Source organism: Pseudomonas sp. yb_5 (assembly GCF_043103865.1).
In the GTDB taxonomy this organism is placed as follows: Bacteria; Pseudomonadota; Gammaproteobacteria; order Pseudomonadales; family Pseudomonadaceae; genus Aquipseudomonas; species Aquipseudomonas putida_Y.
This window is the reverse complement of sequence record NZ_JBICKE010000116.1, coordinates 18,403-29,938: the sequence shown is the minus strand read 5'-3', so window position 1 is coordinate 29,938 and position 11,536 is coordinate 18,403. Positions and strand designations below refer to the sequence as shown.

10 protein-coding genes are annotated in these 11,536 nt (G+C 62.9%); 7 read left to right on the top strand and 3 right to left on the bottom strand.

Features of this window, described 5'->3' with window-relative positions; all coding sequences use genetic code 11:
• Positions 1-202 precede the first annotated feature (202 nt).
• The 5 genes from ACF8GF_RS21290 to ACF8GF_RS21270 are packed head-to-tail and all read left to right on the top strand — an operon-like array spanning position 203 to position 6,315.
• Positions 203-3,034 carry a xanthine dehydrogenase family protein molybdopterin-binding subunit gene (locus ACF8GF_RS21290; protein ID WP_176685679.1) on the top strand — a complete coding sequence of 944 codons (2,832 nt, stop codon included), beginning with the start codon at positions 203-205 and terminating at the stop codon, positions 3,032-3,034.
• Positions 3,027-3,563: a (2Fe-2S)-binding protein gene (locus tag ACF8GF_RS21285; protein ID WP_003254265.1), complete on the top strand. Its 537-nt coding sequence runs from the start codon at positions 3,027-3,029 to the stop codon at positions 3,561-3,563. Before ACF8GF_RS21290 ends, ACF8GF_RS21285 begins: the two co-directional genes overlap by 8 nt.
• A 2-nt stretch (positions 3,564-3,565) precedes the next feature.
• Positions 3,566-4,777: a cytochrome c gene (locus ACF8GF_RS21280; RefSeq protein ID WP_392488441.1), complete on the top strand. Its 1,212-nt coding sequence runs from the start codon at positions 3,566-3,568 to the stop codon at positions 4,775-4,777.
• Between the two features lie 3 nt (positions 4,778-4,780).
• Positions 4,781-5,752: an XdhC family protein gene (locus ACF8GF_RS21275; RefSeq protein WP_176685677.1), complete on the top strand. Its 972-nt coding sequence runs from the start codon at positions 4,781-4,783 to the stop codon at positions 5,750-5,752.
• The gene (locus ACF8GF_RS21270) at positions 5,749-6,315 is read left to right on the top strand and encodes a nucleotidyltransferase family protein (RefSeq protein WP_176685676.1); all 567 of its coding nucleotides are present in this window, start codon (positions 5,749-5,751) and stop codon (positions 6,313-6,315) included. Before ACF8GF_RS21275 ends, ACF8GF_RS21270 begins: the two co-directional genes overlap by 4 nt.
• Before the next feature lie 16 nt (positions 6,316-6,331).
• Here the strand turns inward: ACF8GF_RS21270 and ACF8GF_RS21265 are convergent, their stop codons facing one another.
• Genes ACF8GF_RS21265 through ACF8GF_RS21255 form a run of 3 tightly spaced genes read right to left on the bottom strand, consistent with a single transcriptional unit; the run spans position 6,332 to position 8,963 of the window.
• A complete protein-coding gene (locus ACF8GF_RS21265) occupies positions 6,332-6,958 on the bottom strand; it encodes a GAD-like domain-containing protein (protein ID WP_176685675.1) in 627 nt (208 codons plus the stop codon).
• Between the two features lie 22 nt (positions 6,959-6,980).
• Positions 6,981-7,598 (bottom strand): GAD-like domain-containing protein, encoded by a 618-nt coding sequence (locus tag ACF8GF_RS21260; protein ID WP_176685674.1) that lies wholly within the window; start codon positions 7,596-7,598, stop codon positions 6,981-6,983.
• A gap of 18 nt (positions 7,599-7,616) precedes the next feature.
• The gene (locus tag ACF8GF_RS21255) at positions 7,617-8,963 is read right to left on the bottom strand and encodes a DUF6861 domain-containing protein (RefSeq protein WP_176685673.1); all 1,347 of its coding nucleotides are present in this window, start codon (positions 8,961-8,963) and stop codon (positions 7,617-7,619) included.
• 258 nt (positions 8,964-9,221) lie between these two features.
• Here ACF8GF_RS21255 and ACF8GF_RS21250 point away from each other — a divergent pair, with 258 nt between their 5' ends.
• Positions 9,222-9,905, top strand: a complete 684-nt coding sequence (locus ACF8GF_RS21250) for a response regulator transcription factor (RefSeq protein WP_004576176.1) — start codon at positions 9,222-9,224, stop codon at positions 9,903-9,905.
• Positions 9,902-11,224: an ATP-binding protein gene (locus ACF8GF_RS21245; protein WP_176685672.1), complete on the top strand. Its 1,323-nt coding sequence runs from the start codon at positions 9,902-9,904 to the stop codon at positions 11,222-11,224. The genes ACF8GF_RS21250 and ACF8GF_RS21245 overlap by 4 nt, the downstream gene beginning before the upstream one ends.
• Positions 11,225-11,536 lie beyond the last annotated feature (312 nt).

Here is an 11,536-nt window from a genome sequence, read left to right as displayed (position 1 = left end):
CAGGCGCTGAAAATCTCCCGGCGAACACCTACCCGCCAAAGCGCGAATTCCGCCTCTTGCCCTATACACACCGCGACACATTGTCGGCTTGACTTTGCCTATATCCACCCAATTCCTGTAAAGTTGACGCCAAGGTCAGTTTTCTCAAGCCAGGCCAAGAATCAAAAGAAAGGGCAGGCCCCAACTGCCCAGAGGATCAAGCATGTCCAACCGTGATATTTCCCGGCGCGCCTTTTTGCAAGGCGGCCTGATCGCTGGTGTCGGTGTGACCATGGCGCCATTAGGCAGCCCGGCATTCGCCGCGTTGATGGAGGAGCGCGTTACCACTTCGCCGCAGAAGTGGATGAACCACGACGGCAAGGCGCGTTTCCGTAACGATGCCTTGTCCAAGGTCTGCGGCGACAAAGTGTTCGCGCGCGACATCCGCGCCAAGGACATGCCCGGCTGGCCCGCGCAGCAAGGTCATGCGCTGCTGCTCAAGGCGACCAAGGTCGACCGGATTTATGCCGGCCATGACCTCAGCCTGCTCGGCACCGACCTGCAGCCGGACCGCATCGTCACCGCCGCCGACCTCGAACAGGACGGCATCGCCTGGCCCGAGGCCCATTCGCCCGACCCGCTGCTGCCGCCCGGCAAGGTGCCGATGTTCATCGGCCACCCGGTGGCGATCCTGATCTGGCACGACTTCGAGCGCTTCCGCCAGGCCAAGCGCAAGCTGCAGTTCAATCAGCAGGCGATCCGTTACGGTGCCCAGGCGCCGTTGTACCAGCGCGACCCTTATGGCAGCTTCCGTTTCGTGCGGGTGGGCGGCACCACGCCGTTCGACGACGATGAGTTCTCCAGCCTGAAGAACTCCATGCTGTTCCCCACCATCCTCAACCGCAAGCCGGTGTGGTCGAAGCAGCCCAACCAGCACGGCGACCTGACCGAGCAGGGGTTGTTCTACGCCAAGCGCATGGCCGAGCAGCTGGACAACCCGCCCGAGGACTGGCTGGTGTTCGACGAGCGCTACAAGACGCCGTCCATCGAACCTGCCGCGCTGGAGCCGGACAACGGCAACGGCTGGTACGACCCGGCCACGGGCACGCTGCACTTCGTGGTCGCCACCCAGTGCCCGTTCGAAGTGGCGCAGGAATGCGTGCACATGATCAAGCCGTCGCGCTTCGCCCTGAACACGCTGAACATGCACCCGGGCTATACCGTGGGCTATGGCTCAAAAGACAACAATATCTTCGTCTTCTATGCCGCGGTGGCCGCGCTGTACGGCGCCGGGGTGCCGATCCGCCTGGCCAACGACCGCTACGAGCAGTTCCAGAGCGGCATCAAGCGCCATGCCTTCGATATCCGCTACCAGTTGGCGGTGGACAAGAAGGACAACAGCTTCAAGATCTTCCGCGCCGACATGAGCTGCGACGGCGGCGGGCGCATCAACTACAGCCCGTCGGTGGCAGCCGTAGGCGCCACTGCAGCGCAGTCGATCTACTACATGCCGCAGAACGACCTGTCGGTTACCGCCTACTATTCCCGTGGTGTCGAGGCCGGCTCCATGCGCGGTTACGGCACCCTGCAGAGCATGGCAGCCACCGAGATGATGGTGGATGAGATCGCCGGCCGCCTGGGGGTCGATGCCATCGACCTGCGCCGCGCCAACGCGCTGAAATCGGGCATGAAGAACACCCAGGGAGCGGTCCCGGCCGGCGCCCTGCGGCTTTACGAGATCCTCGACAAGGCCGCTGTGCATGAATGGTGGCGCGACCGCGACGCCCGCAAGCGGCAGATGGACGCGCAGGATCAGGACCACTGGTACGGGGTGGGCTTTGCCATTTGCCAGAAGGACTTCGGCACGGGCTCCGAAGCACCGATGGCCAGCATCGAATTCAGCCGCGACGGGCGAATCAGCCTGCGCCACATCGGCACCGAGCTGGGTACCGGCATGTCCACCTCCCAGGCTTTGGTGGTCAGCGATTTCCTCGGCCGTTCGGCCGACGAGGTAACGACGGCAGTCACCGAATGGCCTGAGCTGCAACTGAGCACCAGCGGCAACCCGTACCTGATCAGCCAGCCTGAGCAGGACGCCGCGCTGCGCAACCCGCGCTGGGTCGGCAAGCTGGCGTCGCCATCGTCGGCGACCAACTCGGCCTTCTACTTCAGCCATGCCACCCGCGAAGCGGCGCGTGTGCTGTTCAACCATGGCCTGTGGCCAGCGGCCATGGCGATCTGGAGCCAGGGCCCGTATGGCGGCCAGGCCAACCCACTGGTGGTGCGCCGCGAAAATGCGGTGTGGGTCAACGGAGAGCTGACTGGTAACGGTCTGCAGCCGATTCCGTTCGCCCAGCTCGCACAGAAGGCCCACGACATGGGCTTGGTCACCGGCGCCAGTGTGCACGGTTTCAACCGCTGGAGCTGGGCCGAGGCCGACTTCGTCATCGACGGCGTGCGTGAGCGTTTACCGCTCGACGCGGTGGCGGTGAAATACGGCGATGGGGCGGTGAATGCGAAGAAGGCGCAGATGAACAGCCATGGCTACCACCTGCTCGACCGGCAGAATGCGGCCTACCCCGACACCCAGTTGAACAATGCCATGGTCACCTACTACAGCCCGGTGGCGACCATCGTCGAGGTCAAGGTCAACAAAGGCACCTTGGAGACGCAGGTGCTCAACCACCACAGCTGGGTTGAGTGCGGCCGGGTGCTGGTGCCGGAGCTGGTCAAGGGCCAGCTCGAAGGCGGGATCGCCATGGGCATTGGCCATGCACTGACCGAAGAAATGCCGTTGTACGAGGGTGGGCCCGGGGAGGGCGACTGGAACTTCAACCGCTACCGCCTGCCGCATGCGCGCGATGTGGCGGTGTGGCAGCAGACCAGCGAAATCCTCCCGCCGCTGTCACCGACCGACCCCTCCAAGGGCATCGCCGAAGTGGTGATGATCCCGGTCGTCGGTGCCATCGGCAATGCCGTCGCGCATGCCATCGGTAAGCGCGTGCGCGATCTCCCCATCACCCCAGCCCGTATCAAGGAGGCCCTCAATGGCTAACCGTCCACTGCAACTGACGCTCAATGGTCAACCGGTCGGGCCGGTCGAGGTCCCCGCGGACCTGGCGATGATCGACTACCTGCACGAACACCAGAACCTCACCGGCTCGCGCCTGGGGTGCGGCCAGGGCATCTGCCACGCCTGCGTGGTGATCGTCGACAACCCCGACGGCACCAGCGAAGAAGTGCGCACCTGCATCACCGGTGCGCATTACTTCGAAGGCAAGAAGGTTCGCACCATCGAAGGCCATGCCAAGAAAGACGAGGCCGGTAACCTGACGCTCAACCCGATCCAGCAGAAGTTCGTCGACCTGTTCGCCTTCCAGTGCAGCTACTGCGCACCAGGTTTCGTCAACGCCGCTACCGTGCTGGTGGAAACGGCCCAGCGCCAGCCGCTGAAGAAGAGCGAAGTGGAGGACCGCATCGAGGCCAGCCTCGGTCACCACATCTGCCGCTGCACAGGCTACGTGCGTTACTACGATGCCACCCGCAAGGTGCTCAACGATCTCGGCCTGGTCAAGGAGGGTTGAACATGGGCTTCGTACGTAGCGCTTCGGCGTTGGTCCTCGGGCTGGCTGTCAGTTCGATTGCCCTGGCAGCCGACGATGCGCAGGTCAAGCGCGGTGAATACCTGGCCCGCGCGGCCGACTGCATGGCCTGCCATACCGCCGAAGGCGGCGCGCCGTATGCGGGCGGCCTGCCGATCCATTCGCCGTTCGGCACCATTTATGGCAGCAATATCACCCCGGACAAACAGTACGGCATCGGCAACTACAGCGCCGACGAGTTCTTCGCCGCAGTCACCGAGGGCAAGCGCAAGGACGGCGCCAACCTTTATCCTGCGATGCCTTACACCTCGTACCACCTGATCAAGCGTGAAGATTCGGACGCGATCCTCGCCTACCTGATGACCATACCGCCGATCAACCGCCCGACACCGCAGACCGCGCTGCGCTTCCCGTTCAATGTGCGCATGGGCCTCAGCGGCTGGAACATGCTGTATGGCAAGAGCGTGCAACTGCAGCCGACCGAGGGTAAAAGCCCGGCCTGGCAGCGTGGCCAGTACATGGTCGAGGTCATGGGCCATTGTGGCGAATGCCATACCCCGCGCAACCCGATCGGTGCGCTGCAGCAGGACCAGCGCCTGAGCGGCGGCCTGCTGGGTGGCTACCTGGCGCCAAGCCTGCTGGCCCAGGACCTGGCCGAGCGCGGCTGGACCCAGCCGGACCTGACCACCTTCCTCAAGCACGGCATCAGCGCCCAGGGCAGCATGTTCAACGAGATGTTCCCAGTGGTGCACCACAGCACCCAGCACCTGGAAGATGCAGACCTTGCGGCCATGGCTACCTACCTGCTGGGCGACCAGCCGCCGCCGGCCAAGGCTATCGAGACTGTTGCCCTGGAGCAGATGAGCGACAGTGCCAAGCGTGGCCACCAGCAGTACCTGAACGTCTGCGCCGGCTGCCATGGGGTCGACGGCGAGGGCAAGCCGCACATCGCCGTGGCCATGCGCGGCAACACCGTGCTGCGCCAGGCCGACTCCCGCAACCTGGTCAAGGTGGTCCTCGAAGGCATCCGTGAACAGCAGTTCACCGGCTTCGAGCGCATGCAGCCGATGCCGGGCTTTGCCGACAAGCTGGATGACCAACAGGTGACGGATATGGTCAACTACCTGCGCCAGGCCTGGGGTGGATTGCCCGGCGACCTGAGCGTACAGCAGCTCGCCGAGCTGAAGGCGGAGTAAAGCGTGCAGCATCTCGATCTACAGGTGATCCGTCAGGCTTTGCAGTGGTCCTGCAACGGCCAGCGGGTATGGTTGTGCACGGTGCTCGCCACCTACGGCTCGGCGCCGCGTGCACCGGGTTCGCTGCTGGCGGTGAACGCCAGCGGCCAGTGGCTGGGCTCGCTGTCCGGTGGCTGTGTCGAAGACGACTTTCTCGAACGCGTGGCCCTGGGGGAATTCCCGGAGCCAGTTGCCATCGTGCGTTATGGCGACGGCAGCGACCCGCGTTCGCGCGTTCGCCTGCCGTGTGGCGGTGTGCTTGACGTACTGGTGGAGAACCTGCCGGTTGAATGCGAGGTGCAGGCGCATCTGCGTGAGCTGGAACGTGCGCTGCTGGGCCAGCGCCGGATACTGCGTGAGGTGAGCCTGCCTACGGGTACCCGCCAGCTGCTCGATGACCATAGTCAGGGGCCACGGGTGGAACGGGAAAATGCCCGGGTGCGCTTGCGTGTCGGCGCCGCCCAGCGGCTGCTGCTGGCCGGTTATTCCAGCGTGGCGCATTTTTGCGTCGAATTCGGCAGGGGCATGGGGTTTGAGGTCATCCTTTGCGAGCCGCGTGATGAAGTACTCGACGGCGTAGTGCTGAATGGCATTGAGGTGCGCCGCGAGCTTCCGTCGGAATTCATCGCCAATGGCGGTTGCCATGCCGACACGGCAGTGGTGGCATTGACCCATGATCCAAAAATCGATGACCTGGCCATGCTTGAAGCCGTGCGGACCGAAGCGTTCTACATCGGCGTGATGGGCTCCAAGGCCACCTCCGACAAGCGTCGCGAACGCTTGCAGCGAATTGGTGGCCTGGGTTGCGACGAGCTGGCGCGCATCCATGCGCCGATTGGCCTGAACCTGGGCAGCAAGACCCCGGCCGAGATCGCCCTGGCGGTACTGGCCGATATCCTTCGTGTGCGCAACGGCATCGAGCGGGCGGCGCTGTGAGCGTGGTTGCGTTGGTATTGGCGGCAGGCAGCAGTGTGCGTTTTGGCTCTGACAAGCGCCGTTCGCTGCTGGCTGACGGTCGAAGCTTGCTGGTGCACAGCGTAGAGAGCGCCTGCGCAGTGTTCGATGATGTGCGGGTGGTGTTGCGTGAGGGGGAGCGAGGCGTAGACCTGGGGTTGCCTGCGCGGTGCAGGGTGGTCTCCAGTCCGGATTTCACATTGGGCATGGGCCATAGCCTGGCGGCCGGGGCCGCTTCGCTGGCTGACAGCGAGGCCCAGGCAGTAGCGATTCTGTTGGGGGATATGCCCTGGGTGGCGTCCGCGACCCTGGATTTGCTTGCACGCGAGGCCAGTGGGTCAACGATAGTCCTGCCTTGTCATGCCGGACGACAGGGCCATCCGGTGTTGTTCGGGCGTGATTTCTGGCCGGCGCTTGCCCGGCTGAAGGGTGATGAAGGGGCGCGTTCGGTGCTGAAGGCCCATGCGGACCGTTGCGTCCGGCTGGATGTCGAGGATGTCGGCGTGCTGCAGGATGTCGATAGGCCGGATGCGGTGCGCCCTTGAATGCGTTCGTCAAAGGCTATTCATCTTCTTCGCCAGTGAGTTCATAGGGTTCGAGTTCGCCCAGTTGGGAAAGCAGCACCAGATGCTCCACTGCCTTCAGCTTTTCAAGACGCTCGAGGCTGTCTGGGCCTCCCAGCATCAAGGCGGGGACAAAGCCATACATCTCGTCTGGGCCCAGGGTGCCGAGCCGTTCCCTGGCAGGTTCGAACAGGTCGTCGAAGTAGACGCACTCGGTCATCAGCCACATGAGCAAACCGTGGATCCTGCTGTCCCGTTCTTCGTCGCCTGAGCTGTGAGCGCCATCGAGGTAACGGGAATGGTAGGCCGCAATGGTCAGCACCGAACCGGTTTTCTCACCCCATAGGTACAGGTCGCCAAAAGCGCTGCGGGCGATGAGGTGATAAGTGTCGCATTCTTCGAAGTGCGTACCGGCCAACCAAGAGGCCACTACACCCTGGTATTCCTGAGGATTTACCAGCCAGAACAAGCCGCCGCCGTAGCCGCACCAGCCGTGGTCTTGCCAGTATTCAAGGAGGCGATTGGGGAGTTTGCCTTGGTAATGATCGACAGCGGCAGTTGGTACGGGTTGCTGGCTGATGGGTTCGCCGAAGGTTTCCAGGAAAATGCTGAAGATGACATCCATTCGTTTAGGTCCTTTTGTGTGCTCAGAAGTCAGAGAAGCTGTAGGGTTCGAGTTCGGTGATTTGAGACAGCAAAATTAAATGCTCTATTGCTTTAAGTTTTTCCAGGTTTTTGAGGTCGGGGCGCCCTCCCAGCATCAATGCAGGAACAAATGCATATATCTCATCTTCTTTCAAGATGCCCAGCTTTTTCTTCGCGGGCTCAAAAAGGTTTTCAAAGTCGTTGTGTTCTTTTTTTCTTGATAGAAAGAAGCTTTGGACCTCTCTGGTTGCTTCCGTTTCAGTGAGTGTGCAGTTTTCACCTGTGTAACGGGACAGAAGACTTGTGATTTTTACTGAAAAGCCACTGTTCTCTCCCCAAAGATACAGGTCGCCGAAAGCGCTTCTGGCAACCAAGTGGTAAGTGTCCCGGTTTTCAAGGAGGGTGCCCTCGGTCCAGGATGAGACAACGCCCTCATACTCCTGTGGATTAACCAGCCAGAATATACCTTCGCCAAAACCACACCATCCATGCTCTTTCCAGTATGCAAGTAACAACTCTGGAAGTTTTCCGTTATAGCGATCAATGCTGGAGGGGGGCACCTCTCGACGGGAAAAAGGCGCGCCTATATTGTCAAGGAATATGGAGAATACCTCATCCATTTGCGATGCCTCTTGTCGTTAGCACTTATGAAGCCTTACATTCATGTAAGTCGAGTGGGTGCCGAATTTCGGCGATTTTTCCGCAGCCTCTTTGATGCTGGCTAGTCTGTTTCGCCATTGAGCACCAATGCTGGAGTTGACTTGCCTGTCGCCAAAGTCTGAGATCATGTCTCTGCCTCCCGCGCTTAAGTCGGGATTGTGTAGCGCGGCCAAGGTGGCCATCGTCTCTTTCGCCTTTATGGTCGACAGTCTAGTTGCTTCTGCTGGGCTCATTTCGGCGAGCAGCTCCTTGTTGATTCTTTTTTCCAACCGGTCTTGTAGATCCCTGCGTGCAGCGCGTGCGACCGCAGGGTCACGCTTTACAGGATTGGCAACGTTCTCCAAAAACTCCTCAACCGTCAGCCGATTCAACCCATCCTGTTGCCCCTTCAGCTGCCGCTCAAACTCGCCATGCTTCGACGCTGGCAATTTATCCGCCTTGAAACACGCCACCGTATGCAACGGCATGCTACCGGGCTTCCCTGTGGGGTGCTCCTTGTCTTTTCCCGCCTGCCGATTCGGCTGAACTGGCTGCGGATCATCCATCGCCCCTTTGCGCCGCTCCGGCACCTGCAGATCCGGCCGTTTCTTCAACCCCTCTTCATGCTGGAGCATCCATTGCCCCAGCCGCGCGCCTTTGCGGCTGGCCGCCATTTCCTGGGCCAGCACCCGGGCATCGCCGCGCCCGCGGGTGAGGTACGACACGATTGCCCCCAACAACAGCACCACGACTTCCACATGGCCTTGGGCAATCTGATGCGTGGCCCGGGATATCGCATAGGGGTCGTCCCGGCAGAACGGGCCGGTGCCTTCATTGCCGCAGGTGCCTTCCCAGGCGAAGCGGATGCCATCGACGTAGTACTCGCCGATCCGCGGCAAGCCGTCGATGAAGAATTCGGCAATGGAAGCCAGCCCCAGCGCACCGAGGATCCAGCCGCTGACCTTGAGGCCCATGGCCGCGCCTGCGCCGGCGAACGGAATGGTTCCGGCGCCGCCGGCGAATGCGCCTACCCCCGCGCCAAGCAGGCCACCGGTAATGGTGCTGCCGGCGACGATCATCGCCATCTGCTTCACGACCCTCAGCAGTTCGTCGACGATGCTGTTGATGTCGAGGTCGGCGAAGCGCTGGCGTAGCATGTGCGCCGCCTGCCATTCGGCGTGGTAGAAGGCTGTGCGGACAGCTTCGATCCGGCGCAGGTTGAGGCCCAGTGAGGCGACCTCTTCATTGAGGCTGGTGCGGAACTGGCCACCGCTTTGGTAGCCCACCATGGCGATGACACGTGACTCGATCTCGTGCCACGAGGGCACGAGGTAATCCAGGTACATGAGGTGTCTCCCTGACAACGTGTGCAGGGGGAAATCCCATCATGGATTCGGATCAGAGGTTTCTGGGTCAGTTGTAGGAAAAGGCAACTTCGTTTCTGTTGTGTTCGAGAAGCTCGGGAATTGGGGTGAGGCTGCGATGGGCAGGGCGGCGACCCCGCGCGGCGCTCGATCTACCCCCAACCCTCCCCAAAAGGTCCATAATCCCCCCTTAATCCGCCCAAGGTGCAATACCAGCCACACCACTCCGGGAGCCCCACCATGCACGTTCTGCTCTGCGAGGACGACGACCTGATCGCCGCCGGCATCTGCGCCGGCCTCACCGCCCAGGGCCTGACCGTGGACCGGGTGGGTAACGCCGCCGCTGCGCGGGCGATGCTGCAGGCCGCGCAGTTCGACGTGATGATCCTCGACCTTGGCCTGCCCGACGAAGACGGCCTAAAGCTGCTGCGCCGCCTGCGCGAAAAAGGCGAGACCCTGCCGGTACTGGTGCTCACCGCCCGCGATGCCGTCACCGATCGTGTCGATGGCCTGCAGGCCGGTGCCGATGATTACCTGCTCAAGCCCTTCGATCTGCGCGAGCTGGCCGCACGCCTGCATACCTTGCTGCGGCGGGTGGCCGGGCGGGCGGTGAACGTGATCGAGCACGGCCCGCTGCGCTATGACCCGAGTAGCTGCGAGGCGACCCTGGCCGGCCAGCATGTCGACCTGTCCCGCCGCGAGCAGGCCCTGCTTCAGGCGCTGCTGCAGAACCCCGGGCGCGTGCTGTCCAGCGAGCAACTGAAAGACTGCGTGTACGGGTTCAGCGACGAAGTCGAGAGCAACGCCCTCAACGTGCACATCCACCACCTGCGCCGCAAGCTGGGCAACGGCATTGTCGAGACCGTGCGTGGCCTGGGCTACCGGCTGGGTCCGGCGCAGGCACCGCAAGAGGCCGCATCATGAGCCTGCGGGTGCGCCTGAGCCTGATCCTCGGCAGTGCCTTCGTGATCATCTGGGCACTGGCCGCCGCGTGGATGCTGCGAGACCTGCGCCAGCAAATGATGTTCTCCCTCGACCAGCGGCTGGTGGCGTCGGCGCGTATGGTCGCCGGGCTGATCGACCAACTGCCGCAGCCGCTGACCGCCAAGGGCGGGGAGGCGCATTTTTCCGCCGACCAGTTCAGCGTACCGGATGGCATGGCCTGCCAGGTCACCTCGCTGCGTGGCGAGATCCTTGCCAGCAACCACAAGCACGATGGCGCCATGGACGACGAGCGCAGTGGGTTTCGTGACCAGACCATCGACGATGCGCTTTGGCGCACCTTCACCTACAACCACGGCGATGTGCGCATCACCACGGCCGACCGGCATATGGAGCGCGAGGCGCTGAACCAGTCGATTCTGCTGGCGGCATCGGCGCCGGTACTGATGGCCCTGCTCGGCAGCCTGGGGCTGTTGTGGATCGGCCTTGGCAAGGGCCTGGAGCCGCTCAACCGCATGCGTGATGCGTTGCGCCGCAGGCGTGCGGACAGTGTCGAGCCGCTGCAGGTGGCGGGCATGCCCAGCGAGTTGCAGCCGTTGCTGGAAACCCAGAACCAGTTGTTCCGGCGCATTGCCCAGACCCTCGAGCGTGAGCGGCGCCTGACCGACGATGCCGCGCATGAACTGCGCAGCCCGCTGACCGCGATCAAGACCCATCTGCAGGTGGCGCGGATGACCGACGGCGCGGTGCGCGAGCAGGCGCTGGAGCATGCCGAGCAGGGCGCCGACCGCATGCACCGCACGCTTGAGCAGTTGCTGATGCTGGCGCGGGTGGAAGGCAGCCTGTCGTTCGAGGATGGCGTGCAGTGCAGCGCCGAGCAGGTGGCCCGTCAGGCGGTGCAGGATGCCGGTGGTGGCGACAACCGGCGTATCGTGTTGCGCCTGCCTGAAGAGGCCACGCAAATCTACTTGGGCATGCCCGCACCGTTGGCGGTGGCAGCGCTGCGCAACCTGCTGGACAACGCCTTGCGTCATGGCGGCGATGAAGCCGTAGAGCTGGAGGTGCAGATGGCGGACGGCCAGGTGGGTTTCATGGTGCGCGACCACGGGCCAGGGATTGCCGAAGCGGACCTGGAGCACCTGACCGAGCGCTTCTGGCGCAATGGGCAGAGTGGTGGTTGCGGATTGGGGCTGGCGATTGTGCAGGCGATCGTGCAGCGGTGTGCCGGTAGCCTGCGCTTTGACAGCCGTAGTGACGGCTTGCGGGTCTTGTTGCAGGTGCCGGCGCGTCCTGGGCATTGATGTTTATCGCCTGTGCTGGCCTCTTCGCGGGTGAACCCGCTCCTACGGGCGGTGCGGTCTGTGGGGGTGGGTTGCCTGTGCTGGCCTCTTCGCGGGTGAACCCGCTCCTACGGGCGGGTGGCGGTCTGTGGGGGTGGGTTTGCCTGTGCTGGCCTCTTCGCGGGTGAACCCGCTCCTACGCGGGCGGTGTGGTCCTTGTAGGAGCGGGTTTACCCGCGAAAGGGCCGGCACAGACCCAAATAAAATGGCGTAACAACCGCTAAATCCTCCCCTCACTCAAGCGTTTCCAAAGCGATAACCGCCCATTCGCTT